We start from the raw sequence: 25,332 nt of genomic DNA, 5'->3' as shown, positions 1-25,332 counted from the left end.
TCGATGACTTACGAACTCTTTTACTGGGACGGTTTGCAAGGGCGCGGCGAATTCGTGCGGCTCGCCCTCGAGGAAGCCGGCGCCGAGTATGTCGAAGTGGCGCGCGGCAGCGAACACGACGGACTCGGCACGGGCGCGATGATGGCGGTGATGGGCAGCAAATCCGAGCCGTATCCGCCGTTTGCGCCGCCGTTCCTCAAGGACGGCGATCTGCTGATCTCGCAGACCGCGAACATCCTGTTCTATCTCGGCCCGCGGCACGGCCTCGCGCCCGCCGTCGACAGCCTGCGCTACGTGGTCAACGGCCTGCAGCTGACCATTGCCGACATGGTCGCCGAAGCGCACGACACGCATCATCCGCTGTCGACCAACCTGTACTACGAAGAGCAGAAAGATGCGGCAAAGGTCCGCGCGCACGACTTTATCGACGAGCGGATTCCGAAGTTCATGGGTTACTTCGAGCGCGTGCTGAAGCAGAACCCGGCCGGCGATCAATACCTTGTCGGCGACGCGCTCACGTACGTCGACCTGTCGATGTTCCAGCTGATCGACGGCCTCTATTACGCGTTCCCGCGCGCGATGAAGACGTTTCCGAAGCACTACCCGCGTCTCGCGGCCCTGCACGACGCCGTGCTCGAACGGCCGCGCATCGCCGCGTACCTCGAGTCGGACCGCCGCATCGAGCATAACGAGTCGTGCATCTTCCGGCACTACCCGGAGCTCGACAAGGACACCCGTTAACCTTTACTGCAGAACGGCAGATGACCCGAGCCTCACACAACAACACGACGCACGAGACAAACCGAGACACACCGGCCGGCACGGCGGACGGAAGCGGCGCGCCGGCCGCGCGCGAACCGTCCGACGCAGAGACCGCGTCGGCGCCGCACGATGCTATCCTTGCGCGCGACACCCACGAACCCGCCGCCTATTCCGTGCTCTCGTTCCTGCTGAGGCTTCGCACACGCGCCGCGCGACTGTTCCGGCTTTCGGACGCGCATACGATGCTCGTCTGGTCGGTCATCATCGGCGTCGCCGGCGCGCTCGCGACGGCCGCGTTTCGCGAAGGCATCTCGCTGTTGCAGCGGCTCTTTTCGGGCACCGAGGGCAGCTTTGTCGAGATGGCGCGCGGCCTGCCGTGGACCACGCGTATCTGGCTGCCGGCCGCGGGCGGATTGATTGCGGGCGTGATGCTGGTACTCGCGCGGCGCGGTCAGGACAAGAAGGCGAGCACCGACTACATGGAAGCGGTCGTGATCGGCGACGGCGTGGTGCCCGTGCAGGCGAGCCTGTGGCGCACCGTGTCGTCGCTGTTCTCGATTTCGAGCGGCGGCTCGATCGGCCGCGAAGGTCCGATGGTGCAACTCGCCGCGCTGTGCGCATCGCTGATCGGCCGCGTCGTGCATTTCGATCCGCCGCGCCTGCGGCTGCTCGTCGCGTGCGGTGCGGCGGCCGGTATCACGTCCGCGTATAGCGCGCCGATCGCCGGCGCGTTTTTCGTCACCGAGATCGTGCTCGGCTCGATCGCGATGGAAAGTTTCGGACCGGTCGTCGTCTCGTCGGTGGTCGCGAACATCACGATGCGCGAGTTCGCCGGCTACCACGCGCCGTACGAAATGCCCGCGTTTCCGGCCATCACCGGCCCCGAGGTGCTGCTCTTCGTCGGGCTCGGCCTGCTGTGCGGCGCCGCCGCGCCGCAATTCCTGCGGCTCATCGATGCGTCGAAATCGATGTTCGGGCGCATCAAGGTGCCGCTGCCGATCCGGCTGGCGATCGGCGGCCTCGCAGTCGGCGTCATTTCGGTCTGGACACCGGAAGTATGGGGCAACGGCTATAGCGTCGTGAACTCGATCCTGCATTCGCCGTGGACGTGGACCGCGCTGGTGATGGTGCTCGTCTTCAAGATCATCGCCACCGCGGCGACGGTCGGCTCCGGCGCGATCGGCGGCGTCTTCACGCCGACGCTGTTCGTCGGCGCGGTGCTCGGCGCGCTGTTCGGCCTCGGCATGCATGCGATCCTGCCGAACTACACGTCGCCGTATTTCGCCTACGCGATGGTCGGCATGGGTGCGTTCCTCGCCGGCGCGACGCAGGCGCCGCTGATGGCGATCATGCTGATCTTCGAAATGACCTTGAGCTACCAGGTCGTGCTGCCGCTGATGCTGTCCTGCGTGGTCGCCTACTTCGTCGCGCGCGCGATCGGCAATGCGTCGATGTACGACATCACGCTGCATCGCAATCGCGAGGAACAGGAACGGATGCGCCTGCGCTCCACCCAGATGCGCGAACTGATCCGCCCGCCGCAAACCGTCGTGCCGCCCACGGCCACCGTGCAGGACATGACGCGCGTGTTCCTCGAATATCCGGTCAAGTATCTGTACGTGACCGATGAAGCCGGCTGCTTTCTCGGCGTGGTCGCGTTAAAGGACATCACGTCGGATCTGATCGAGCGGCGCGACACGTCGGCGCGCACGGCCGCCGATTATCTGCAGCCGCACTTCGACGTGCTCACGCCCGATATGCCGCTTGGCGTCGCACTGCAGCACTTCCTCGCGCATCAGGGCGAGCGGCTACCCGTCATCGAGAGCATCGCGCGGCCGAAGCTGACCGGTGTGGTCTACAAATCGTCGCTGCTCGATGCGTACTTCCGGATGAATCCGACGCGCTAACGCGCGCCCTGCCGCAACTACAGCAACTACAGCAACTACCGCTGATACCAAACGTCACAACCTGCCGCGTGCAAAGCGCGGCAATTTCTCTAAAATAAATTGACCAGAAAGCGACCCGCCGGCTGCCCGCTGCAAGCCGCGCGCGGCGCGTTACCGGCACGCCAGGACCACGTGCCGGCGCGCGCAGTGCGCCATGCTTCGCCTTCGGAAAGACGCGGCACCCTTCGACCGGGAGCGAACCCCTATGAGCGAACCGTCCATCGATGCCGTGCGCCGCGATCACGCGGGCTGGATCTTCGTGCATATCGAAGGCGAGCCGTACGACCGCGGCGAACAGCATGGGCAATTGCTCGCAGCGGAAATCCGCAACGCCATCCACACCGCGCGCTATCTCGCCAGATGGGACACCGGCGAGGACTTCGACACCTTCGTCAACGCGGCCGTCGCCCAGTTCGCGCCGCGCCTCGACAACGAATTCGCCGACGAAATCCAGGGCATTGCCGATGGCGCGAAGCTGCCGTTCGCCGAAGTCCTTGCGTGGAACGGCTATATGGACCTGCTGCAAAGCTGGTGGCCGAGCTTCGCCGCGGCGCAGCATCCGCGCGCCGGCCTGAAGCCGTGGCGCGGGCGGCGCGGCCATCACTGCAGCGCATTTATCGCGACCGGCGACGCGACGCGCGACGGCCGCATCGTGATGGCGCACAACTCGTGGGACCGCTACGCGGCCGGCGACGCGTTCAATGTCGTATTCGATATCGTGCCGGACTCCGGGCATCGAATTCTGATGCAGGGGCTGCCCGGCTGCATCTCGAGCCTCACCGATTTCTGGATCACGTCCGCGGGCCTCATGGTGACCGAAACGACGATCTCGAACTTCGCCGGCTACAACGCGGCCGGCGCACCGGAGTTCTACCGCTCGCGACACGCCACGCAGTACGCAAACAGCATTCGCGAGTGGTGCGATATGTTCGCCGTCGCGAACAACGGCGGCTATGCGAACAGCTGGCTGCTCGGCGACGTGAAGACCGGCGAGATCGCGCGCTACGAACTCGGGCTGCGCCACTCGGGCTTCGAGAGCACGAAGAACGGCTTCTATAGCGGCTACAACACCGCGTCGGATCTGAAGATTCGCAACCAGGAATGCGTCGGCGAAGGCGAAGACTATACGGACGTGCGCAAGAACGGCGCGCGACGGCTGCGCTTCATGCAGCTCGCGGAAATGCACCACGGCCAGATCGATCTCGAACTCGCCAAGCAGATGATTGCCGATCACCACGACGTCTATCTCGACCGGGCCGACAACCCCTGCTCGCGCACGATCTGCGGACACCTCGAACTCGACGACGCGCGCTTCGGCGGCTCCGATCATGGGCCGTTCAACCCGTGGGGCGCAAACGACGGCAAGGTCGTCGACAGCGAACTGGCGCGCGACATGGCGTTTTACGCGCGCTGGGGCCATCCGTGCGGGCGGCCGTTCGACGCGCAGGCGTTCATGAAGCGTCACCCGCAATGGAACTGGCTGAACGGTTATATGCGCGACCGGCCGTCGTGGCCGTGGACGCGCTTCGACATGCTGCGGTAGCGGCGGCTGCGGCAAGTCCGCGCAGCGTTTGCTCCCGATGCTTCCGTCCAGCGCGTCCTCTCATCCCTCCAAGCCGGTCTTGCTGCGCCACAACAATCGCCAGAAACGCCTGCTGTGGCCGCCGTCGCGCTTCTCGCCCGCGCCACGTTGTTTCGCCTCGCTTACGTTTTCGCACTCGTCAGGTCGTCTTGCGGCTAACCGAATGCCGACGCGGGTTTGCGCCACGCCAAGGCGCTTGAAAAATTTACCATCTAAGATAAGCATAACGGCGTTGCGCTGAGGCGCGCGACCATGCCAGGCAAGACGCCTCGTCGGCGCTGAAATGGCATAGCGCTTGCGTAAGTTGCTGCGCTGGCTCTGGAAAGGAGGTCGGGCGATGAAAACCTCGACACTGTTGACCATGGTAACGTTGTCCGCCTCGTGTTTTGCCGCGCCAGTTCACACCGCGCAAGATGCCCTGCCCGACATCGCCGCACAACGCACGAATGCCGCGCCGGTCGCGCCGCCCGCCCCCGAGGTTGCGGCGCAGACGGACATCCGGCCTGAGCGCTGGCAGCACATCACGCTACCCAAATCGCGGCATCTCGAACGCGGTTTCGCGGCGCGCGACGAGCATCTGCAGACGTGACGTGACGGCGGGCGGCTTGCGGTGCTCAGGCCGCCGCTCGTGCCTTGGTTGTGCCACGTTTCATCTCGAGGAATCAGCTCATGACCCGACCGGCATCTCACGATGTGCCGCGTGAATCGATCGACCTGCAAATCGCCGACGTGCTGCGCGCGGCGACGTACCCGGCCAACAAGGATGCGCTCGTCGACGCCGCGCGCGACGCGGGCGCGAGCAACGAAGTGCTGGCGATGCTCGATGGCCTGCCCGAGCAGGACTACGCGGATATCGCTTCAGTGACGAAGCTGATCGGCAGCAATTTCGGGCCCGGCCTCAGCATGTAAGTATCGGCATCGTGCCCGGCCAGCACCGACTCCGCGACTTCGGCCGTCAGGTGCGCGCGCACCCGGCGTCTACGATGGCCGCCCGGCGCTTTCCGGTATTCAGACGACTATTGCCGCTCGAGGTATTCGAGCGTCTGTTTCGCGGCAGTGGCTGCAAGACCGTGGCGCTCCGCTTCGCGCATTTGAGCGTGTATCTCGTGATTCAGCTGAGCTAATTGCGACGACAGTTGCGCCACCTCCGGTGAATCGGGTGTGGACCGCCGCGCAGCGTCATATCGCGCTTCCAGGTCACGCATCGTTGCACGCGCGGTATTGACCGCGTCGGTCGCACTTCTGAGCCTGTCGTTGGCATAGTCCAATTCGCGCTTTTGCCCGTCGATTCTCGCTTGCAGATCGCTGCCTTTCGTCTGCCAGCCTCCACCGCCGCCGCGCAATCGCAAAGGGTCGCTGAAGCCGCCCGAGGCGGGTGTCGAGACACCGATGAGATGACCCGCTCCACTCGCCGGCGGTTCGTACAAGGTTGGCGTCGGCCCGTGTGGCGGCGTCGACGAACCGCCGACGTGCGCAGATCCTGCGGGCGAGCCGTGATATTCCGTGCTGTGGGACGAGCCAAATCGATCAACACTGAAGAATTCGGGCATGCTTTGCTCCGGTGAGAAACGGACGGGTGTACGGGTGCGGGGATCATCCGCAAGACACGCGACCTCATCATTGCACCTGCATGACGACGCCATGTGATGCTCGACTATGCGCAACGATCGGACGCGCGAGTCGCATCATCTTTCAATCGCAGCTTCAATCGCAGCTTCAATCGCAGCTTCAATCGCAGCTGATCGGCAGCGATTCCGGACCGGGGCCCGGCGCGTAGCAGCAGCTGCAATCCCTTCGCTTCTCAAGCGGTTGAACGGCTCAGGTCCACATGCGCCTCGCAAGCTTGCGTGCCAGGCGGCGCTTACGCCCCAGGCGAGACTCAAGCCTTCTCTTCCGGCTCGCGGCCGAATACCACCCTCGCAAAGAACCCGGCCAGCACCGACTCCGCCACGTCGGCGCTCACATGCTGCGGATCGATCGTGTAGAGGAACTGCACGCCGTCCACAAGCCCGATAAAACCCATCGCGAGCGTCGCGGCCGGCAGCGGCAACGGCGTGCCGACGCGCGAAGAGAATTCGCTGATGTAAGCGGTCAGCTCTTCGCGTTTTTCCTGCATGAACGCATTGAAGCGCACCCGGAAGCGCGCATCGCGCGCCGCGAGCAGCTTTGCCTCGACCCATAGCAGGAAGCACTCGTTGCGAAACGGCAGGCGGCTGTAGTACTGCAGCACGCTCGCTTCCATCTCGTCGCGCGTCGCGCCGACGCTGAAGATGCTATCGAGGTCGGCCTGCATGGCTTCGTGGTCGCGCCTGAGCAGTTCGAGGAACAGCTCGGGCTTGCTGCGGAAGTTCGAATAGAACGCGCCGCGCGTGTAGCCGGCCGTTTCGGCGATGTCCTCGACGCTCGCGCCGACGAATCCTTTCTTCATGAAAATGACCTGCGCAGCGTCCAGCAGGCGCTGGCGCGTCTGGTCCTTGCTCTGTTCCCGTGTCAGGCGTTTGCGTTTCATGGCCGCGAGTCTAGCACCGAACATTCACGATCCAGCTTTGCACTCAGATACAGTACTGTATTAGAATCCAACCCAACATCCCAAGCAACGGCTTTGCGCTTTGGCTTTCGCGACACCGGGCACTGTTTTACCCCGCGCTTTGATTGTGTTCCGACCGTGTTCCGCCGGCGCCACCCGCCACGCTTGCAGCACTCTTGAGCCTGGGGTCATCGTGAATCGTTCTGGTTGTCGCGTGCCGTTCGAGGTGCGCAAGCAGGTGCCCGCGCTGCGCGCGGCGCGTGCGCTGATGTTTGCCGGGGTGCTTGCGCTCACCGGCTGTCACAGGCAGGAAGCCGCCGCGCCCGCGCCCAGGCCCGTCGTCACGCGTGCGGTGCACGCAGACGGTCGGCCGCTCGCCGCGACCTTGCCCGGCGAGGTTCAGGCGCGCTATGCAACGCCGCTGTCGTTTCGCATCGGCGGCAAGATCATCGAGCGCCGCGTGCGCCTCGGCGATACCGTGCAAACCGGCCAGATCGTCGCGCGCCTCGATCCGGCCGACGCGCAGAAGAACGCGGCGAGCGCCGCCGCCCAGCTCGACGCCGCGCAACACCGGCTCGTCTACGCCAAACAGCAGCTCGACCGCGACCGTGCGCAAGCGCGCGAAAACCTGATCGCGCAGACGCAGCTCGAGCAGACCGAAGACGCGTATGCGTCCGCGGCCGCGCAGCGCGAGCAGGCGGCCCAGCAGGCGGCGCTCGCCAGGGATCAGTTGCAGTACGCCACGCTCGTCGCCGACCACGCCGGCGTGATCACCGCCGAGCAGGCGGACACGGGGCAAAACGTGTCGGCCGGACAGGCGGTTTACAGCCTCGCCTGGAGCGGCGATGTCGACGTGGTCTGCGATGTGCCGGAGAACACGCTGGCCGCGTTGCGGGTCGGGCAAACCGCCGATGTGAAGCTCGCCGCGCTGGCCGGCCGCGCGTTCACGGCGCGCTTGCGTGAGCTGTCGCCGGCCGCGGATCCGCAAAGCCGCACGTGGCGCGCGAAGCTGACACTCGACCATCCAGGCACCGACGTGCGCCTCGGCATGACCGCCGATGTTTCGTTCGCGCGCGACGGCGGCACGAACGCGGCCAACGCAACGCATGCAAGCACACCGGTCACCTCGTTCACGCTGCCCGCCACCGCCCTCTTCCACGAAGGCAACGCACCGGCGGTATGGGTCGTCAAGAACGGCAGCGATACGCTCGAGCTGCGCCGCGTGCAGGTCGCGCGTTACGACGAACGCACGATCGAAATTTCGCAAGGCCTGAACGACGGCGAACGCGTCGTGCTGCAAGGCGTGCACACCGTCACAGCCGGCGAACGCGTGCGTCCCGTCGCACCGCTGCACCCCGAGGATTTCGCTTCATGAGCGGGTCGCACGACGAAAACGAAGGCCGCTTCAACCTCTCCGCGTGGGCACTGCGTCATCAGGCGCTGGTCGTCTTCATCATCGCGCTCGCAACGTTATTCGGCATGCTCGCCTACACGCGGCTCGCGCAATCGGAGGATCCGCCGTTCACGTTCCGCGTGATGGTGATCCGCACGATGTGGCCCGGCGCGACCGCGCGTCAGGTACAGGAGGAAGTGACGGACCGCATCGGCCGCAAGCTGCAGGAGACGCCGTCGATCGACTTTCTGCGCAGCTATTCGCGGCCCGGCGAATCGCTGATCTTCTTCAACATGAAAGATTCGGCGCCGGCGTCGAGCGTGCCGGACACGTGGTACCAGGTGCGCAAGAAAGTCGGCGATATCGCAGGCACGTTGCCGCGCGGCATACAGGGCCCGTATTTCAACGACGAATTCGGCGACGTCTACACAAGCATCTATACGCTCGAAGGCGATGGGTTTTCCGCCGCGCAACTGCACGACTACGCGGACGAATTGCGCGCGGTGCTGTTGCGCGTGCCCGGCGTCGGCAAGGTCGATTACTTCGGCGACCCCGATCAGCACATCTATGTCGAGATCTCGAACACGCAACTGACGCGCCTGAACATCTCGCCGCAGCAAATCGCGCAGGCGATCGATTCGCAGAACAGCGTATCGTCGTCGGGCACACTGACCACCTACGACGACCGCGTCTTCGTGCGCCCGAGCGGCCAGTTCGCCGATCTCGCCGCGCTTGCCGATACGCTGATTCGCGTGAACAACCGCTCGTTTCGCCTCGGCGACATCGCGACCATCAAACGCGGCTACGACGACCCGCCCGTCACGCAGATGCGCTATGGCGGCAAGGCCGTGCTCGGCATCGGCATCACGATGCAGCCCGACGGCGACGTAATCCGCCTCGGCAAGGCGCTCGACGCGAAGACCGCCGAATTGCGCGCCCATCTGCCGGCCGGCCTCCGGCTCGTCGAAGTGTCGAGCATGCCGCATGCGGTGGCGCTCTCCGTCGACGACTTTCTGGAAGCGGTCGCCGAAGCCGTGGCGATCGTGCTGGTGGTGAGCCTTGTCTCGCTCGGCCTGCGCACGGGCATGGTGGTCGTCATTTCGATTCCGGTCGTGCTCGCCGTGACGGCGCTTTGCATGTATCTGTTCGGTATCGGCCTGCACAAGGTGTCGCTCGGCACGCTCGTGCTCGCATTGGGCCTGCTCGTCGACGACGCGATCATCGCCGTCGAAATGATGGCGGTGAAGCTCGAACAGGGCTGGAACCGCACGCGTGCCGCCGCATTCGCTTACACGAGCACCGCCTTTCCGATGTTGACCGGCACGCTCGTCACGGTGTCCGGCTTTTTGCCGATCGCGCTCGCGAAGTCGAGCACCGGCGAATACACCCGTTCGATCTTCGAGGTTTCGGCAATCGCGCTGATCGCGTCGTGGTTCGCCGCGGTCGTGCTGATTCCGCTGCTCGGCTACCACCTGCTGCCGGAAAGAAAGCGCGCCGCGCATGAGCCCGACGACCACGAGCACGACATCTACGACACGCGCTTCTACCGGCGTCTGCGCGGATGGGTCGGCTGGTGCATCGAGCGGCGCTTCGTCGTGCTGGCCATCACGATCGCGCTGTTCGTCGTGTCGCTGGCGGGTTTCGCGATCGTGCCGCAGCAGTTCTTCCCGAGTTCCGATCGCCCCGAGTTGCTCGTCGACGTGCGCTTGCCCGAAGGCGCGTCGTTTGCCGCGACGCTGCGGCAGGCGCAGCAACTCGAAAAAGCGCTCGAGGGCCGGCCGGAAATCGACCACCTGATCGACTTCGTCGGCACCGGCGCGCCGCGCTTTTATCTGCCGCTCGATCAGCAATTGCAGCAGCCGAATTTCGCGCAGTTCGTGATTACCGCGAAAAGCGTGAAGCAACGCGAACAGCTCGCGCAGTGGCTCGAGCCGATGCTGCGCGACCATTTCCCCGCCATCCGCACGCGGCTGTCGCGGCTTGAAAACGGGCCGCCGGTCGGCTACCCCGTGCAGTTCCGCGTGAGCGGCGACGATATCAAAACCGTGCGTTCGATCGCCGAGCGCGTCGCCGCGACGATGCGCGCCGACGCTCGCACAGCGAATGTGCACTTCGACTGGGACGAGCCGGCCGAGCGCTCGATGCGTTTCGAAGTCGACCAGAAGAAGGCGCGCGAACTCGGCGTGTCGTCGGCCGACATCTCGGGCTTTCTCGCGATGACGTTGTCCGGCTACACGGTCACGCAGTATCGCGAGCGCGACAAGCTGATCAGCGTCGACCTGCGCGCGCCGCAAGACGAACGCATCGACCCCGCACGCCTGATCGCGCTCGCGATGCCGACGCCGAATGGCCCGGTGCCGCTCGGCACGCTCGGACGCATGCGCAACGACCTCGAGTACGGCGTGATCTGGGAACGCGACCGGCAACCGACCATCACCGTGCAATCGGACGTGCGCGCGAACGCACAAGGCATCGACGTGACAAAGAGCGTCGACCGCGCGCTTGCGAATGTGCGCGCGGCGCTGCCGGTCGGTTATCGGATCGAGATCGGCGGCTCGGTCGAGGAAAGCGCGAAAGGACAAACGTCAATCAACGCGCAGATGCCGGTGATGGCGATCGCCGTGCTCACGCTGCTGATGATCCAGCTGCAAAGCTTCGCGCGCGTGCTGCTCGTCGTGCTGACGGCGCCGCTCGGACTGATCGGCGTCGTCGCGGCGCTGCTGATGTTCGGCAAGCCGTTCGGCTTCGTCGCGATGCTCGGCGTGATCGCGATGTTCGGCATCATCATGCGCAACTCGGTGATCCTCGTCGATCAGATCGAACAGGACATTGGCGCGGGGCACAAGCGTTTCGATGCGATCGTCGGCGCGACGGTGCGGCGTTTCAGGCCGATTACGCTGACGGCCGCGGCCGCGGTGCTCGCGCTGATTCCGCTGCTGCGCTCGAACTTTTTCGGGCCGATGGCGACCGCGCTGATGGGCGGCATTACGAGCGCGACGGTGCTCACGCTGTTTTATGTGCCCGCGCTGTATTCGATCTGGTTCAAGGTACGCGCGAACGAGCGCGACCCGCAGCCGGATGCCGCGCGGCACACGGGGAATTGATCATGCGTATTCGCCCGTTGGGTTATCTGCAGACAGCAGCGTGGCTTCGCAGCGGTACGGCTGCGGGCGCGCTTCTCGCCGCGCTGCGCGTCTCCCTGCTCGTCTCCCTGCTCGCCTCTGTGCTCGCGGCCTGTTCGTTCGGCCCGACCGGCACGCCGCCCGCGTTGCCCGAACCCGCGCATTACGGCGCACAAGCGCAGCCCGCGCAGACGGTAGCCGCGCAAGGCGTCGCGCAGCGATTTGCGGTCGGCGCACAGCCGGTGCCCGAATGGTGGCGCCTCTATCGCTCGGACGCGCTCGACGCGCTCGTCGACGAAGGCCTACGCAACAGCCCGACGCTCGCGGCCGCGGACAAAAGCCTCGCCGCCGCCCGCGAACAGCTGCGCGCGCAGATCGGCAGCTCGCTGCTGCCGTCGATCGATGCGGGCGGCCAGGTATCGCGGCAGCGCGCGCTCGCGATTCCCGAAATCGGACCGAACACGTTTCTCTACAACGTGTTCGTCGGCCAGTTGCAGGCGCAGTACACGTTCGATCTGTTCGGCGCGGTACGTTACGCGAATGCGGCGCTCGCGAAGCGCGTCGATTTGCAGACGTACCAGTTCGATGCGGCGCGCCGCGCGCTCGCCGCCAATATCGTGTCGGCGGCAATCAGCGCCGCCGCGCTCGATGCGCAGGTGGCCACCACCGAGCGGCTCGTCACGCTCGCCAACGAACAGGCCACCGATACGCAACGGCGTTATGCGCTCGGCGCGGTTGCGCACGGCGACTCGTTGAACGCGCAACAATCGGCGGCGAGTCTTGCGGCCGGTCTGCCTGCGTTACGCCAGCAGGCGCTCGCGACACGCCATGCGCTTGCCGTGCTGCTCGGCCGTACGCCGGACGATGCGCCGCCCGCGCTCGATCTCGCGCATCTGCAGGTGCCCGAACAGGTGCCCGTGGTGGTGCCGTCCGACCTGCTGCGCGCGCGGCCCGACATTCAGGCCGCCGCTGCCGCGCTGAAGGCCGCGGCGGCGGACGTCGGCGTCGCGACCGCGCAGATGTACCCGAGCCTCACGCTCAGTGCGTCGATGGGACAAGGCGGATTCGACTGGCCGGCCGCCGTATCGGGCGCGGGCGCGCTGTGGAGCATCGCCGGATCGTTGTCGCAGCCCATCTTTCATGGCGGCGCGCTCGCCGCACAACGGCGCGCCGCGCTCGATACCTACGACGCAACCGCTTCGCAGTACAAGCAGACGGTGCTGAGCGCATTCCGGAATGTGGCCGACACGCTCGCGGCGCTCGAACACGATGCGCAGTCGCTCGATGCGGCCAACACGGCGTCGCTGGCCGCACGGCGCGGATTCGATGAAACGTCGGCCAGATACCGCCTCGGCGCAGTGCCGATCGCGACGCTACGCGCGAGCGAACAGCAGTTCCGCAATGCGCGGCTCGACGAGATCCGCTATACGGGCGCGCGGCTCGCGGATACGGCGGCACTGTTTCAGGCGATGGGCAATCCGCTGCCGTCCGGCCAGGCAGCGCACGACGCGGCTAACCCTGCGCAGGCGCCGGCAGCGGCCGATTGAAGTGAAGCGCAAGCCGCAACGGCCGGCAGTGACGACGGCGTTGTCGCGAGGCTCGATTACCGGCGTTCGAGTTCCGCCAGTTGCCGCTCGTGGCTCAGACGCTCGCTTTCGAGCGAGGCAATCTCGTCTTCCAGCCTCGACACGTCGCGCGCGACATGGCTCTTCACCCGGCGCGCGTTCTCGAGCTCGGCTCTCTTGGTGTCCCTTTCCGCCGTTTTCGTTTCGAGGTCTCGCTTCTTCGCATCCACGAACGCCTGCGCCCGAGCCTTGTCGGCGTCCATCGCGCCGCCGGCGCCTGGCCCGACATCACGATGAATGCGCCAGCCGCCGTTGGGATTTCGTTCGACAGGAATACCTGGCTTTGCCGGCTCTTCGTGCCGCACGACGCGCGACATGCCGCGGGCCGCATCGCGTGACGCGCGGTACCGGTTCTCGTCGCCTCGCGTCACCGGGACGCCATGTGTGCCGGTGACGCTTGCAGGAGCGACATAGGTTTCGTAAACGTTACCGCCATGAATGCTGGTGCGGGGCATGCAACCTCCTTTGCACGAATCCGGGTTGGCACATGGGCCCTGACGGGCCCGTCTGTTGTGCGAGCAACCATTACATCAGCATGGCTCGGCCTGCATGTGGTACCGGGAGATCGTCGATGCCGCGGCGGACATTGATTGGCGTCCATTCAGGCGTCGCTCTGCGCACGGCGCCGGCAACGCGTGCGCCGGCGACGCATCACGCCCAAGGCAGCCTGTCGAGCTTCTCCTGAAGACGCCGATAATCTTTTTCGGATCGCTCCACGGCCGTACGATAAGGCCAGGCGGCAAAAGTCTTCGACTGATAGTCGTCGTTGGCTGCGCTTATCTGCCTTTCGATCTCGTCGCGCCGCGCCGGGTCAGCAGCAAATCCCGCCCGCTCGTCTTCGAGACGCGCGAGCTTCATGCGGGCGACATCGATCGCATCCTGCGCCGCCTGGAATTTCTGTTTCGCGATCGCCAGTTCGCCCTTCGCGAGGCTGACTTTTGCCTCCAGCTCGTGACGCTTTGCGATGTTCCTGATCCGCGACTCGCCCGACCCGCTGGCTCCGCCGTGGTACGCGCGATAGCGGCTGCCGGCGCTCTCCGGCAGGAGCGGATCGTCGTCTGCGCCCGTGCCTGATCGGCTTTGCGCGCCACCGCCCCCGCGCAATCTCAGGACGGCTTCTGCGTCCGCTTGCAGCCCGGTTCGCGCGCTAACCGGAACAGACGACTCCCGGATGCCGACGAAATGCGCCGCGTTCGCCGCATCGTGCACAGCAGCTTCGCGCGTGTTCATCGAGCCGGCGGTCGGGGCCGCCGCATGCGTTCGAACGGCGGAAACGGGCGGCAACGCCGGCGGTGCGGTTTCGTACAGCGGGCGCCGATACGATTCGGGGATGTGCGTGATGGGCATAGGTGGAGTCCTCCTGAAGGCCAGGTTGGGTGCACAGTCCGATGCATTACATCAGCGAATCAGATCTCGATGTGCTACGCGGGAACCACGCGTGATCGTTGCCGGCCGGACCCGATCAGGGCCGGTTGATTCGAGTCGTGGCCTTCGTTTGCACGGCCCGGCTGATCGCACCGGTGACTCACTGCACGCCAACAAAAAAGCGCGTCCGGCAATTGCATGGACGCGCTTTCCGGTTCCAGCTCGGAACCCTAACCGGCTATCACGGCTTGTTCGATTCGAACAGATCGAGAATCTGTTTCTTCTCCGTCGATGAAACGGTGGGCTGCGGCTGCGCCTGCTGCTGCGGCGACATCGACGCCGGGCCCACGCCGCCCTGCACGTCGCTGGCGGCGGCAAGCGGGTTCGCACCGTCCATGCCGATGCTCGCAACAAAGCCGCTGCCCGGTTCGCGGTCCGCATAGAACAGCTCGCCATCGACGCTCGCGACGCCCGCGGGCATCTCGGGCTCGGCTTGCGGCACGCCGCGCAGCGCGCGGCCCATGTAGTCCATCCAGATCGGCAGCGCGAGCTGCGCGCCGAATTCGCGGCTGCCGAGGCTCTTCGGCTGGTCGTAGCCCATCCACGCGACGGCGACGAGCGATTGCTGATAGCCGGCAAACCAGCCGTCCTTCGCATCGTTGGTGGTGCCGGTCTTGCCCTGCAGGTCGTTACGATGCAGCGCATTCGACGCCGCGCCGGTGCCCGCCGTGGCGACCGAATGCAGCAGGCTGTTCATGATGTACGCGTTGCGCGGATCGACCGTGCGCGGCGCATCGCGGCCCGCGACGAGCGGCTGCGCACGCGAAATCGCGACGCCACGCGCGTCCGTCACTTCCGCGATCAGATACGGATTGACGCGGTAGCCGCCGTTCGCGAACACCGAATACGCACTCGCCGATTGCAGCGGCGTGACGAGGCCCGCGCCGAGCGCCATCGGCAGATAAGGCGGCGTCTTGTCCGCATCGAAGCCGAAGCGCTGCGTCACGTAGTCTTGCGCGTACTTCGTGCCGATATACGACAGGATGCGGATCGACACGAGGTTCTTCGACTTTTCCAGAGCGACGCGCATCGACATCGGACCGTCCGGCTGGTCGTCGTCCTTCGGTTCCCACGGGTCGCCGCCCGGCGTCGACGGCGGGAAGTACAGCGGCGCATCGTTGATGATCGTCGCGGGGCCAAGGCCCTTGTCGAGCGCCGCCGAATAGATAAACGGCTTGAAGCTCGAACCCGGCTGCCGCCACGCCTGCGTGACGTGGTTGAACTTGTTCTTGTTGAAATCGAAGCCGCCGATCAGCGCGCGGATCGCGCCGTCTTGCGGCGTCAGCGAGACGAGCGCGCCTTCGACTTGCGGCAGCTGCGTGATCTGCCAGTTGCCGTTCGCATCCTCCACAAGGCGGATGATCGAGCCGGGCCGGATGCGTTGTGCCTGCGAGGCGCGCGGCGACAACGCCGCGGCCACGAAACGCAGACCGTCCGCTTTCACCGTGGCGGTCGTGCCGTCCTGCATCTGCGCGGTCACTTCCTTCGGGCTCGCCGCCGTGACGACGGCCGAGACGATCTCGCCGTTGTCCGGATGCTCGGACAGCGTGTCTTCGATCGTTTCCTCGCGATCGTCGGCATTCGCGGGCAATTCGATAAAACCTTCGGGACCGCGATAGCCGTGCCGGCGCTCGTAGTCCATGATGCCCTTGCGCACCGCCTGGTAAGCGGCGTCCTGATCGGCCGAATCGATCGTGGTGACGACGTTCAGGCCGCGCGTATAGGTTTCGTCCTTGTATTGCGCGTACATCATCTGCCGGACCATTTCGGCGATGTACTCCGCATGCACGCTGTATTCGTTGCCCGCCACCTTCGCGTGAATGTCTTCCTTCACCGCCTGATCGTATTGATCCTGCGTGATATAGCGCAGATCGAGCATGCGCTTGAGGATGTATTCCTGGCGAATCTTCGCGCGCTTCGGATTGACGACCGGGTTGTACGCCGACGGCGCCTTCGGCAGACCCGCGAGCATCGCCGCCTGCGCAAGCGAAATGTCCTTCAGGTCGCGGCCGAAGTACACGCGCGCCGCGGCGGCGAAACCGTAGGCGCGCTCGCCGAGATAGATCTGATTCATATACAGCTCGAGAATCTGGTCTTTCGACAGCGCGCGTTCGATCTTGTACGCGAGCAGCATCTCGTAGACCTTGCGCGTATAGGTCTTTTCACTCGACAGAAAGAAGTTGCGCGCGACCTGCATCGTGATCGTGCTTGCGCCCTGCGATGCGCCACCATGCGCGAGATCGGCGAAACCCGCGCGCAGGATGCCGACGAAGTCGACGCCGCCATGCTCGTAAAAGCGATAGTCCTCGATTGCAAGCACCGCCTTTTTCATCTGGTCGGGGATATCCTGGAAGCGCACGAGGCTGCGGCGCTCCTCGCCGAATTCGCCGATCAGCACGTGGTCCGCCGTGTAGACGCGCAGTGGCACCTTCGGCCGGTAATCGGTCAGCGCTTCGAGCGACGGCAATTGCGGATTCATCACCACGAGCGCATAGCCGACGATCAGCGCGCCGACCACGCCGAGCGCGGCGATCAGCCCGAAAAAACCCATCACGAGGCGCGTCAGCAGTGACATACGGCGGCGAGGCGGTTCTTCGTCATAACGGTGATACGGATTGTCGGATCGATCCGGATCGCGGCCCCGGTCGCCAGGATGATCCGATGAGTTCGAGGAAGGCGGTCGTTTGATGATAGGCATGACTTGGAATGTCGGCGCATCGCTCCACGCCGTCTATTTTCGTGCGTTCGTACGCATGTGCGCGTGTCTGAATGCACGCCGTTCGTGAATGTAGCGTGATCGTAGCGTGGTAACGGTGGTTGCGGGTGGTTGCAGGTGTGGTTGCGGGGGTCGCGGTTTGGTCGCGGGCGCGTCGTGCGCAACGTAACAGCGCATTTTAAAGAATACCAGCGTGATGCTAGTCGATTTTTTTGTAAGAATTTCCTCGAACGTGCAAGCTAACAACGCGAAACAACGAAAAAACAGCACAGTAATAGGGCTCAAGCCGGGTTCAAGTGCGATTTAACTGGCATCGATCCCGCTCGGACCGGCGCAAACGCGAAGGGCCGTTCGCGTGCGGAAGTGCGGTTATCAACAGAAGTTGTTGAAAGACCTGTGGACAATGCCCGTCAAATGTACACAACCCGTTGATGTCACAACAGATTCACGGCGCGCCCGGTTTCGCATCCGGGCCAGTCGTTTTATGATGGCCCGCATGCGCCATGCCGGCACATGCCCGCTCGGGACAACCCGCTGTTCGATGCCAACAAAATACGCGAGCCGCCTCATGAACAAGCCTAGCGAACGCATCGTCGTCTTCGTGTCGCCCGCCCAGAAGCGCGCGATCGCCGCAACGGCCGAAGAACTCGGCATCAGCGTCAGCGAACTGATGCGGCGCGCCGTACTCAATTTCGGCGCGACCAGCGAACAGGTCAAAGCGGCCAGCATTGTCGACTGGCTGCGCGCGCCGCGCGAACCCGATGCATTGAACGCAGCGCTGCAGCGCGTCGCCGGTTCGGCGAAGGCGGACCGGGAAGCCCTTCCCCCGGCACTCAGAAGCGTAAGCTCAACGGCGCAAACGACCAGCGAAAAGATCAGCGATGGCGCACTGAACACGCATCGCGGCAGCGTGCCGCAGCCGCAAGCTTTAGCCGCGCCCGCGAGTATCGCGCCCGTGCCGACGCCCGCTCCGCTCACCCCGCTGCAAGCGTTGGCGGCAATGGCCGCTGAAGCAGCCGATGTCGATACGCATGTGGACGAAGCACTGCGCGCAGCGGAAGCACAAGCGGCCGCCGAAGCCGCGGCGCGCGTCGCGGCCGCGAAAGCCGCGACGCTGAAGGCCGCGAAATCGCCGTCGAAATCGAAGCGTGCCGCGGGCACTTCCTCACGCGACGACAGTCCTTTCATCGATCCCACCGAAGGCACGGGGCGTTTCGCGTGAATGTCCTGTAACGCACCTCGCGTGATGCGACGCATCGATCGCCGATGCGTCAGGCTTCCGAAAGCGTCGATCTGGTGCTGCGCGTCCGGCGTACGTTCGGCACGCCTTCGGCCCCATGTTGCCGGCGTTGCAACGCGCGTACGCACCACATCAGCGCGATCTCGACGCGCGCGTCGATGCCATCGTGTTTAAGCCCTTTTTAAGAGAGCACGTGATGTAATATCCCCGAGCCCATGCGATGCCAGCGGGCACCAGCAGAAGCCTGCTGCGCAGTGGCATTTGCGCGGGTACGCCGGCACTGCATCGTGCGATCGAAACGTCGTTTTTTGTTGAGCACGCTTGCAATGCACACGCCCGCCCCGATGTAGAACCGCGCCAAATGCGCAGCGTGCCGCGCGGCGGCATAAACTAACGGATGAACGGGTCAGCGCGCCGGGAATTCAGCGCCGATTTCAATCAATGGAGGTATTTCATGTCGCTTTTCGACAGCATCTCGCGAACGCTCAAAGGTCTGCTGAACGATGCAGCCGATTCCGTGCAGGACCCGTCGCGAGATGCGCGGCAGATCGTGCGCGAACTCGACGAGAGCATCGCGAAAGCCGAGAACTCGCTGATCGAGATTCAGGCTCAGGTCGCGACGCAGCAGAGCAAGCGCGACGTCGCGGCGGACAAGGCGAAGAAGTACGAAGACGGCGCCAAACGCGCGCTGCAAGGTGGTGACGAATCGCTCGCGCGCGAGGCGCTGGCCGCGCAGGCCAATGCCGAAACCGAACGCGATGCGCTCGCGCGCGAATTGGCCACGCTCGAGCCGTCGGTCGATCAGTTGAAGCAGCAGATCGACGACATGCGTCAGCGCCGCAACGATCTGTCCGCGCGGTCGAACATCCTGCAAGCCAAGCAGCAGATCGCACAGGCGAAGGATACGGCGGCGACGGCGTTGGGCGGCATCGGCGGCAAGAACCTGTCCGAAGATTTTCAGAAGCTCGAAGACAAGGTGGCGTTGTCGAATGCACGCTCCGACGCGCGCCTGAATTCCGCCGACACGAAAAGCGGCAAGGCGCTCGACGACAAGCTTGCGGACCTGAACCGCGGTCCGTCGGTCGATGATCGTCTTGCTGCATTGAAGAAGCAGTTGAACACGCCTGCTGAGTGACGCGAGGCGTGACTGCGGTCACGGCGGGCCGCACGCGCCGCGCGAGGCATCGATGCATGATTCTTGCGCGGCGTGATGGGTCCCACAGCAGTGTCCCACAGCAGCGCCCAGTAGCGGAACCGATCGATATGGAGACGGGCGTCAAGGCGCCCGGCCTGCATCATGAGAAAACCCTTTATCGCCTTTATCACTGCCGCGTGTGTGTCGCTGGCCCTGGTGTCGGGCGGCGCCTATGCCGCTGTGCCGACCGCGACGCAGGTCGAAACGGCGATCCAGCAGCAAAACTGGCAGAAGGCCGGCACGGAACTGCAGGAAGTGCTCAACGCGCATCCCGACAATGCGCGCGCGCACTACCTGTATGCGCAGGTGCTCGACCAGCAAGGCCGGTATGCGGACGCGCTCAAACAGGTGGAACAGGCGAAGACGCTCGATCCGCAAGTGCGCTTCACCGACCCCGGCCGCTTCGCGCAAACCGAAGCGCGCATCCGTAGCGATGCCGCGCGCGCAGGCGCGACGCAGACCAACACGACGCACAATCCGTTCGCGCAACCGTCGACCGGTGGCGAGCAGCAAGCGGTGCTCGCACCGGAAGCGCCGCAGCATCATGGGCCTTCAATGGGCATGTGGATCGGCATCATCGTGGTCATTGCCGCGATCGCGCTGGTCCTGCGCTGGACGCTGCGCCGCGCGCGTTCGCAAAGCGATTCGAATGCCGATGACGAACGGCGCGAGCAACTGAAGCGCGCAACCGATCTGCTGAACGCGGTGCGTTCGCTGAAGCTCGACGTGCGGCTGTCGACGGCACCGGGCCACGAGCAGCTCGAAAAAGAAGTCGAAGGCATGGAAGCGCAGTTGCGCGACGTGGTCCAGGGGTTGTCCGATCGCAAGAATCCGGTGCCGCCTTATCAGGTCGACGAACTCGAACGGCAGGTCGCGAGTTTGAAGGCACGTGCCGAAGGGCGTCCCGATCCGAATGCGGCAGCGGCGTCGGCGCAAAGCTATTCGGGCGACTCGTCTTATGCACGCGAAGCGGATGCGAATTTCGGCCGGCAAGTGCCACCGGGGCAGCAGCCCTACCCTTACCCGCCGCAGCAACAGCAGCCGCCTGTGATCATCCAGCAAGGCGGCGGCGGATTTGGTGGCGGCATGGGCGGACTGCTGACCGGCGTACTGCTCGGCGAGGCGCTGAACTCGGGGCGTGACCGCGTGATCGAACGCGACGTGATCGTCGACGACGAGCAACGCCGTCGCGGCGGGGGCGGCGACAACTCGTCGGTCGACTTCGGTCAGGGGTCGAACGATTGGGATGACGGCAACGGCGGCGGGGGCGGCGATGTCGATATGGGCAGCGACGATTCGGGCGGATGGAACGATACCTGAACGAACGTTACTTGGGCGGCAGCGCATGCATCGCGTCGCGGCACGCGGCGCACAGCATGACAACAGTGAGCCGTGCGAAACGCAAAACGAAGCCCCATCGAAAACCGATGGGGCTTTTTCTTTTCGTTGATCCCGTCGTTACGCGGCGGCCGCGTATCCGACGTACACGCGCGTCTCGTACGCAATCTCCACGCTACCGTCATGCTGCGTGCGATCGAACAGTTCACGCAACGCGGCGAGCATCGGCTCATGATTCGGATGCCCTTGCTTGGGCGCGTACGATGACGACATCAGCCGGCCTTTGAGCCCATCGAAATCGAGCAATTGCGCATTCGCGAAGCATCCTTTGTGAGCGAACGCGGAGCCAAACCACGCGGCCATCGATTCGTCGTCGCCGTAACGTTCCGCGACCGACTGATAGTCGGTGCTGTAGTTCTGCAGCAGCGCCTCGTAGCCGGCGAGAAACGGTGAACCGTCGAGCAGCCGGCTATTCCACATCAGCACGATGAGGCCGTGCGGCTTCAGGATACGTGCGAATTCGCGGCGCGCGGCGTCTGGATCGAACCAGTGAAACGCCTGTGCCGCAATGACAAGTTCGACGCTTGCATGATCGAGCGTGGTCACCTCGGCGGTGCCCGCTACGCTCGAAAAGCCGTCATACGACGCAAGCCATGCGTCGGCTGATGCGCGCATTGCATCGTTGGGCTCGACCGCGACGACCGGATGGCCGGCGTCGAGAAAGAGCTTGGCCGAAATGCCGGTGCCGGCTCCGATATCGGCGACGCGCACGCGAGGCGCGAGCCCGCAGGTGTCATGCAGGAACGTGACGATTTCGCGCGGATACGTGGGGCGAAACTTGACGTAGTCGGCGACGCGGTCGGAGAAGCGCTGGGTGGAATTGGCAAACGTCGGCATGGGATGTCTCCGTTCGTAGCGTGTGCTTTAGCCGGGAACCTTCACGTTACGCGAGTTCGGTGAGCGCTGCATGACGCAGTGCTTTCATCCGCCGCCTAACAGGCGAAGCAGGTTCCAGAGGAATTTGCAGACCAGCACGATCAATTCCCACAAGCGGACCAGTTGCTCCCAGCCCGAAACTTCCATCGTCACCCCGTTGTTCGTGAATCGCTGGTCGCACGAACATTACCAGACTGGGGACAACTGCTACAGGAATGGGCCGGCCGGCACGATCACTTCCGACAAGCGGAGCAGTTGTTGCCGGCCTGCCCGCCCATTGCTGTGCGTTCCCCCGTTCGACGATGCGCTAGTGTTTTGTCACCGGATCGGATGTGCTGTTCAGTTGATGCTCGATGTGGTCCCACTGATCCGGCTCGCAGTCGCAGAAATTCGCGGCTTCATCGCTGAAGCGCTCGGCGTTCGCCATCGCCGCGGCGTTGACACGGTTGAGCAGGATAAGCCGTCTTGCAAACACCTGCGCCGCGAGGCGAGATTGCGGATGCCAGCGACAGCGCGTCGCAACCGCTGCCAGGAAAAAAGACACACAGCACGCCGCGCGCTCACTAAGCGGCCATCTCCAGCCTGCGTTTTTCAGCCCGTTGCATAAACACATTCGCGGCAACGACACCAACAGACACGACAGCGATAAACAACGTCGCCAACGCATTCATTTCCGGGTTCAACCCAAGCCGCACACGCGAAAAAACAACAAGTGGCAAAGTCGTCGACCCAGGCCCCGACAAAAACGCGGACAGCACGAGATCATCGATAGACAGGGTAAAAGACAAAAGCCACCCAGCAACGAGAGCTTGCGAAATCAACGGCAGCGTCACGCTAAAAAAAACCCTCAACGGCGTAGCCCCAAGATCCAACGCCGCTTCTTCAAGTGAAGGATGCAAATCCCGAACCCGCGATTGAACAATAATCGCGACATACGACATACAAAGCATCACATGCCCGATCCAGATCGTGAGAATCCCGCGCCCGGCGGGCCACCCCAGCCACTGTCCCATTTCAACGAACAGCAGCAGCAACGAGATGCCTTGAATGACTTCGGGAATCACCAAAGGCGCATTAATCATCCCCGTATAAAGCGTAAACCCACGAAACCGTCCCATCCGCGCCAGCACAAACCCAGCCCATGTGCCGATAAACACCGACGCAAACGCCGTGAGCAACGCGACGCGCAATGACAGCCACGCAGCAGCAATCAACTCATCGTCCTGCAGCAACGCTGCATACCAGCGCGTAGAAAACCGCGTCCACACCGTGACCAGTTGCGACTCGTTAAACGAGTAAACAACGAGGCTAACAATCGGGATATACAAAAACAAAAACCCGAGCCCCAGCGCGAGAATCTGCAACCAACGATTCGGCTTCATCAGCGCTTGTCCTCCAACGCTTTCGCCTGCGAATGCTGGAACAAGGCCATCGGCACGAGCAACAGCAACACCATCGCGCAGGTCACCGCCGACGCCATCGGCCAGTCCGCGTTGTCGAAGAACTCATTCCACATCACGCGGCCGATCATCAGCGTATTCGCGCCGCCGAGCAGTTCCGGAATCACGTACTCGCCGACTGCCGGAATAAACACCAGCATGCAGCCCGCGATAATGCCGTTCTTCGACAGCGGCAGCGTGATCTGCCAGAACGCCTTCCACGGCTTCGCGCCAAGGTCGTAGGCCGCTTCGAGCAGCGTCAGGTCCATCTTCACAAGGTGCGCGTAAAGCGGCATCACGAGAAACGGCAGGTACGAATAGACCATGCCGATATAGACGCCGATATTCGTGCGATACAACTCGATGGGCGTATGAATCAGCCCGATCGTTATCAGGAAATTGTTCAGCAAGCCGTTGTTCTTCAGGATGCCGATCCACGCGTACACGCGAATCAGGAACGACGTCCAGAACGGCAGCATCACCATCATCATCAGGATGTTGCGCGTGGCCGGATTCGAGCGCGCGATGTAATACGCCATCGGATAGCCGATCAGCAGACAGATCAGCGTCGTCACCGCCGCGACCAGCAGCGAATTCAGATAGGTCGCGAAATACAGGCTGTCCTGAAACAGAAACGCGTAGTGCGAGAAATCGAGGGCAATGTTGAGCACGCCCTCCTTGAACGCCAGCAACTGCGTATAGGGCGGAATGCCGAGTTGCTGATCGGCAAAGCTGATCTTCACGACCAGCAGAAACGGCACGAGGAAAAACAGCAGCAGCCAGATAAACGGGCCCGCCACGACCGCCGTTTTCCCGGTCAGGCGAAAGCGCCGCGCCGGCCAGCTCGCAATAGCGTGCAGCGTGCTCATGACGTCAGCACCACGCCGGCCGATGCGCTCCAGCGCACGTACACTTCGTCGCCCCACGTCGGCGTCTCGATCTCGCTCAGCGCGAGGCTCGATACGTTCGCCACCACTGTCTTGCCGCTCTCGAGCTTCACGTGATACAGCGAGTAACCGCCCATATACGCGATGTTCATCACGACGCCCTTGCCCCAGTTGAACGCGCCCTCGGGCGGCTTGCGCGTGAGCGCGATGCGCTCGGGCCGCACCGAGATCGTCACCGGCATGCCGAGCGGCCCCGTGATGCCGTGGCTCACATACAGGCGCACCGGCAGCTCGGCCGTTTCGATATAGACGTGGTCGGGTTCGTCCTCGACCACGTTGCCGTCGAACAGATTCGTCGAGCCGATGAATTCCGCGGAGAAGCGGCTATTCGGGTATTCGTAGACCTCGTTCGGGGTGCCGATCTGCACGATCTCCCCTTCGCTCATCACCGCGAGGCGCCCCGCCATCGTCATCGCCTCTTCCTGGTCGTGCGTGACCATGATGCAGGTCACGCCGACCTGATCGAGGATGTTGACGAGTTCGATCTGCGTGCGCTGGCGGATCTGCTTGTCGAGCGCCGACATCGGCTCGTCGAGCAGCAGCAGCTTCGGCCGCTTGACGAGGCTGCGCGCCAGCGCGACGCGCTGCTGCTGGCCGCCCGATAGCTGATGCGGCTTGCGCTGCGCGAAGCGGCCCATCTGCACAAGCTCGAGCACGGCATGCACACGCTCGCGCAGTTCGGCCTTCGGCACGCCCTCCTGCTTCAGGCCAAACGCGACGTTCGATTCGACCGTCATATGCGGGAACAGCGCATACGACTGGAACATCATGTTGGTCGGCCGCCGGTACGGCGGCAGGTGCGCGAGGTCCTCGCCGTCGATCAGGATCTTGCCCGACGTCACGGTTTCGAGGCCGGCGAGCATGCGCAACAGCGTCGACTTACCGCAGCCCGAACTACCGAGCAGCGCGAACAGTTCGCCCTTTTTCACGGACAGGTTCACGCCCTTGACGGCCACCGTCTCGCCGAACTTCTTCACGACGTCGACGATCTGCACGAAGTTTTCCGCTGCTTGACCGGCAGCGGCAGAATTGCCCGAAGGCAGCGTGCCGGCCCCCGCCGGCGCGCCAGACTGATCGCTCATGATGTGCTGCTTTCCTGCTGCATTTGACGAACAAAGCCCCCGGTGGACGCCGAGGGC

Annotated in this window: 22 protein-coding genes; 11 read left to right on the top strand and 11 right to left on the bottom strand. The window is 64.1% G+C overall.

The window, feature by feature from the left end; all coding sequences use genetic code 11:
- Positions 1–3 precede the first annotated feature (3 nt).
- From ACYPXD_RS14935 to ACYPXD_RS14925, 3 genes are all read left to right on the top strand, one after another.
- The gene (locus ACYPXD_RS14935) at positions 4–741 is read left to right on the top strand and encodes a glutathione S-transferase (RefSeq protein ID WP_459712534.1); all 738 of its coding nucleotides are present in this window, start codon (positions 4–6) and stop codon (positions 739–741) included.
- Between the two features lie 194 nt (positions 742–935).
- The gene (locus ACYPXD_RS14930) at positions 936–2,669 is read left to right on the top strand and encodes a ClcB-like voltage-gated chloride channel protein (RefSeq protein WP_459713332.1); all 1,734 of its coding nucleotides are present in this window, start codon (positions 936–938) and stop codon (positions 2,667–2,669) included.
- A 244-nt stretch (positions 2,670–2,913) separates the two neighbouring features.
- The gene (locus ACYPXD_RS14925) at positions 2,914–4,251 is read left to right on the top strand and encodes a C45 family autoproteolytic acyltransferase/hydolase (protein ID WP_459712532.1); all 1,338 of its coding nucleotides are present in this window, start codon (positions 2,914–2,916) and stop codon (positions 4,249–4,251) included.
- 60 nt (positions 4,252–4,311) lie between these two features.
- Here the strand turns inward: ACYPXD_RS14925 and ACYPXD_RS14920 are convergent, their stop codons facing one another.
- Positions 4,312–4,653, bottom strand: coding sequence for a hypothetical protein (locus tag ACYPXD_RS14920; protein ID WP_459712530.1), 342 nt, complete (start codon positions 4,651–4,653; stop codon positions 4,312–4,314).
- On the opposite strand from ACYPXD_RS14920, the gene ACYPXD_RS14915 reads away from it, so the two are divergent.
- Both ACYPXD_RS14915 and ACYPXD_RS14910 read left to right on the top strand, forming a co-directional pair.
- On the top strand, positions 4,628–4,879 hold the full coding sequence (locus ACYPXD_RS14915) for a hypothetical protein (protein WP_459712526.1): 252 nt from the start codon (positions 4,628–4,630) through the stop codon (positions 4,877–4,879). The genes ACYPXD_RS14920 and ACYPXD_RS14915 overlap by 26 nt on opposite strands.
- 80 nt (positions 4,880–4,959) lie before the next feature.
- Positions 4,960–5,199, top strand: a complete 240-nt coding sequence (locus ACYPXD_RS14910; RefSeq protein ID WP_459712524.1) for a DUF2795 domain-containing protein — start codon at positions 4,960–4,962, stop codon at positions 5,197–5,199.
- Between the two features lie 107 nt (positions 5,200–5,306).
- Here ACYPXD_RS14910 and ACYPXD_RS14905 read toward each other — a convergent pair whose 3' ends face one another.
- The gene (locus ACYPXD_RS14905; RefSeq protein ID WP_459712522.1) at positions 5,307–5,840 is read right to left on the bottom strand and encodes a hypothetical protein; all 534 of its coding nucleotides are present in this window, start codon (positions 5,838–5,840) and stop codon (positions 5,307–5,309) included.
- Between the two features lie 329 nt (positions 5,841–6,169).
- On the bottom strand, positions 6,170–6,799 hold the full coding sequence (locus ACYPXD_RS14900; RefSeq protein WP_459712520.1) for a TetR/AcrR family transcriptional regulator: 630 nt from the start codon (positions 6,797–6,799) through the stop codon (positions 6,170–6,172).
- A gap of 286 nt (positions 6,800–7,085) precedes the next feature.
- Between ACYPXD_RS14900 and ACYPXD_RS14895 the strand changes: the two genes are divergently transcribed.
- The 3 genes from ACYPXD_RS14895 to ACYPXD_RS14885 are packed head-to-tail and all read left to right on the top strand — an operon-like array spanning position 7,086 to position 12,879.
- Entirely contained in the window at positions 7,086–8,192 is a 1,107-nt protein-coding gene (locus tag ACYPXD_RS14895; RefSeq protein WP_459713330.1) for an efflux RND transporter periplasmic adaptor subunit, read from the top strand.
- The gene (locus ACYPXD_RS14890; RefSeq protein ID WP_459712518.1) at positions 8,189–11,314 is read left to right on the top strand and encodes an efflux RND transporter permease subunit; all 3,126 of its coding nucleotides are present in this window, start codon (positions 8,189–8,191) and stop codon (positions 11,312–11,314) included. The genes ACYPXD_RS14895 and ACYPXD_RS14890 overlap by 4 nt, the downstream gene beginning before the upstream one ends.
- Positions 11,315–11,316: 2 nt before the next feature.
- Positions 11,317–12,879 carry an efflux transporter outer membrane subunit gene (locus ACYPXD_RS14885; RefSeq protein ID WP_459712515.1) on the top strand — a complete coding sequence of 521 codons (1,563 nt, stop codon included), beginning with the start codon at positions 11,317–11,319 and terminating at the stop codon, positions 12,877–12,879.
- A 56-nt stretch (positions 12,880–12,935) separates the two neighbouring features.
- Here the strand turns inward: ACYPXD_RS14885 and ACYPXD_RS14880 are convergent, their stop codons facing one another.
- The 3 genes from ACYPXD_RS14880 to ACYPXD_RS14870 all read right to left on the bottom strand — a co-directional run bounded on the left by ACYPXD_RS14880 (position 12,936) and on the right by ACYPXD_RS14870 (position 17,080).
- Complete coding sequence (locus ACYPXD_RS14880; protein ID WP_459712513.1) at positions 12,936–13,412, bottom strand: hypothetical protein; 477 nt, start codon at positions 13,410–13,412, stop codon at positions 12,936–12,938.
- A gap of 196 nt (positions 13,413–13,608) precedes the next feature.
- A complete protein-coding gene (locus ACYPXD_RS14875) occupies positions 13,609–14,166 on the bottom strand; it encodes a hypothetical protein (RefSeq protein WP_459712511.1) in 558 nt (185 codons plus the stop codon).
- A 397-nt stretch (positions 14,167–14,563) separates the two neighbouring features.
- A complete protein-coding gene (locus ACYPXD_RS14870) occupies positions 14,564–17,080 on the bottom strand; it encodes a penicillin-binding protein 1A (protein WP_459712509.1) in 2,517 nt (838 codons plus the stop codon).
- Positions 17,081–17,666: 586 nt separating this feature from the next.
- Between ACYPXD_RS14870 and ACYPXD_RS14865 the strand changes: the two genes are divergently transcribed.
- The 3 genes from ACYPXD_RS14865 to ACYPXD_RS14855 all read left to right on the top strand — a co-directional run bounded on the left by ACYPXD_RS14865 (position 17,667) and on the right by ACYPXD_RS14855 (position 20,853).
- Positions 17,667–18,320, top strand: a complete 654-nt coding sequence (locus tag ACYPXD_RS14865; protein ID WP_459712507.1) for a plasmid mobilization protein — start codon at positions 17,667–17,669, stop codon at positions 18,318–18,320.
- 472 nt (positions 18,321–18,792) lie between these two features.
- Complete coding sequence (locus tag ACYPXD_RS14860; protein WP_459712505.1) at positions 18,793–19,473, top strand: PspA/IM30 family protein; 681 nt, start codon at positions 18,793–18,795, stop codon at positions 19,471–19,473.
- A gap of 162 nt (positions 19,474–19,635) precedes the next feature.
- Positions 19,636–20,853 carry a tetratricopeptide repeat protein gene (locus ACYPXD_RS14855; RefSeq protein ID WP_459712502.1) on the top strand — a complete coding sequence of 406 codons (1,218 nt, stop codon included), beginning with the start codon at positions 19,636–19,638 and terminating at the stop codon, positions 20,851–20,853.
- Positions 20,854–20,991: 138 nt separating this feature from the next.
- Here ACYPXD_RS14855 and ACYPXD_RS14850 read toward each other — a convergent pair whose 3' ends face one another.
- The 5 genes from ACYPXD_RS14850 to ACYPXD_RS14830 all read right to left on the bottom strand — a co-directional run bounded on the left by ACYPXD_RS14850 (position 20,992) and on the right by ACYPXD_RS14830 (position 25,275).
- Positions 20,992–21,768: a class I SAM-dependent methyltransferase gene (locus tag ACYPXD_RS14850; RefSeq protein WP_459712500.1), complete on the bottom strand. Its 777-nt coding sequence runs from the start codon at positions 21,766–21,768 to the stop codon at positions 20,992–20,994.
- A gap of 346 nt (positions 21,769–22,114) precedes the next feature.
- A complete protein-coding gene (locus ACYPXD_RS14845) occupies positions 22,115–22,351 on the bottom strand; it encodes a hypothetical protein (RefSeq protein ID WP_459712498.1) in 237 nt (78 codons plus the stop codon).
- A 19-nt stretch (positions 22,352–22,370) separates the two neighbouring features.
- Positions 22,371–23,189 carry an ABC transporter permease subunit gene (locus tag ACYPXD_RS14840; protein ID WP_459712496.1) on the bottom strand — a complete coding sequence of 273 codons (819 nt, stop codon included), beginning with the start codon at positions 23,187–23,189 and terminating at the stop codon, positions 22,371–22,373.
- Positions 23,189–24,115: an ABC transporter permease subunit gene (locus tag ACYPXD_RS14835; RefSeq protein WP_459712494.1), complete on the bottom strand. Its 927-nt coding sequence runs from the start codon at positions 24,113–24,115 to the stop codon at positions 23,189–23,191. Before ACYPXD_RS14835 ends, ACYPXD_RS14840 begins: the two co-directional genes overlap by 1 nt.
- Positions 24,112–25,275, bottom strand: a complete 1,164-nt coding sequence (locus ACYPXD_RS14830; RefSeq protein WP_459712491.1) for an ABC transporter ATP-binding protein — start codon at positions 25,273–25,275, stop codon at positions 24,112–24,114. The genes ACYPXD_RS14835 and ACYPXD_RS14830 overlap by 4 nt, the downstream gene beginning before the upstream one ends.
- Positions 25,276–25,332 lie beyond the last annotated feature (57 nt).

This window comes from Paraburkholderia sp. 2C, from assembly GCF_054589215.1.
Note: the sequence above shows the minus strand (reverse complement) of the source record. Positions and strands in the feature narration are given on the sequence as shown.

What these genes read in the sequence shown, in the direction of transcription:
- ACYPXD_RS14935 (WP_459712534.1), top strand. Translation starts at nt 4, where the DNA reads ATGACTTACGAACTCTTTTACTGGGACGGTTTGCAAGGGCGCGGCGAA.
- ACYPXD_RS14925 (WP_459712532.1), top strand. Translation starts at nt 2,914, where the DNA reads ATGAGCGAACCGTCCATCGATGCCGTGCGCCGCGATCACGCGGGCTGG.
- ACYPXD_RS14915 (WP_459712526.1), top strand. Translation starts at nt 4,628, where the DNA reads ATGAAAACCTCGACACTGTTGACCATGGTAACGTTGTCCGCCTCGTGT.
- ACYPXD_RS14920 (WP_459712530.1), bottom strand. Translation starts at nt 4,653, where the DNA reads ATGGTCAACAGTGTCGAGGTTTTCATCGCCCGACCTCCTTTCCAGAGC.
- ACYPXD_RS14910 (WP_459712524.1), top strand. Translation starts at nt 4,960, where the DNA reads ATGACCCGACCGGCATCTCACGATGTGCCGCGTGAATCGATCGACCTG.
- ACYPXD_RS14905 (WP_459712522.1), bottom strand. Translation starts at nt 5,840, where the DNA reads ATGCCCGAATTCTTCAGTGTTGATCGATTTGGCTCGTCCCACAGCACG.
- ACYPXD_RS14900 (WP_459712520.1), bottom strand. Translation starts at nt 6,799, where the DNA reads ATGAAACGCAAACGCCTGACACGGGAACAGAGCAAGGACCAGACGCGC.
- ACYPXD_RS14895 (WP_459713330.1), top strand. Translation starts at nt 7,086, where the DNA reads ATGTTTGCCGGGGTGCTTGCGCTCACCGGCTGTCACAGGCAGGAAGCC.
- ACYPXD_RS14890 (WP_459712518.1), top strand. Translation starts at nt 8,189, where the DNA reads ATGAGCGGGTCGCACGACGAAAACGAAGGCCGCTTCAACCTCTCCGCG.
- ACYPXD_RS14885 (WP_459712515.1), top strand. Translation starts at nt 11,317, where the DNA reads ATGCGTATTCGCCCGTTGGGTTATCTGCAGACAGCAGCGTGGCTTCGC.
- ACYPXD_RS14880 (WP_459712513.1), bottom strand. Translation starts at nt 13,412, where the DNA reads ATGCCCCGCACCAGCATTCATGGCGGTAACGTTTACGAAACCTATGTC.
- ACYPXD_RS14870 (WP_459712509.1), bottom strand. Translation starts at nt 17,080, where the DNA reads ATGCCTATCATCAAACGACCGCCTTCCTCGAACTCATCGGATCATCCT.
- ACYPXD_RS14865 (WP_459712507.1), top strand. Translation starts at nt 17,667, where the DNA reads ATGAACAAGCCTAGCGAACGCATCGTCGTCTTCGTGTCGCCCGCCCAG.
- ACYPXD_RS14860 (WP_459712505.1), top strand. Translation starts at nt 18,793, where the DNA reads ATGTCGCTTTTCGACAGCATCTCGCGAACGCTCAAAGGTCTGCTGAAC.
- ACYPXD_RS14855 (WP_459712502.1), top strand. Translation starts at nt 19,636, where the DNA reads ATGAGAAAACCCTTTATCGCCTTTATCACTGCCGCGTGTGTGTCGCTG.
- ACYPXD_RS14850 (WP_459712500.1), bottom strand. Translation starts at nt 21,768, where the DNA reads ATGCCGACGTTTGCCAATTCCACCCAGCGCTTCTCCGACCGCGTCGCC.
- ACYPXD_RS14840 (WP_459712496.1), bottom strand. Translation starts at nt 23,189, where the DNA reads ATGAAGCCGAATCGTTGGTTGCAGATTCTCGCGCTGGGGCTCGGGTTT.
- ACYPXD_RS14835 (WP_459712494.1), bottom strand. Translation starts at nt 24,115, where the DNA reads ATGAGCACGCTGCACGCTATTGCGAGCTGGCCGGCGCGGCGCTTTCGC.
- ACYPXD_RS14830 (WP_459712491.1), bottom strand. Translation starts at nt 25,275, where the DNA reads ATGAGCGATCAGTCTGGCGCGCCGGCGGGGGCCGGCACGCTGCCTTCG.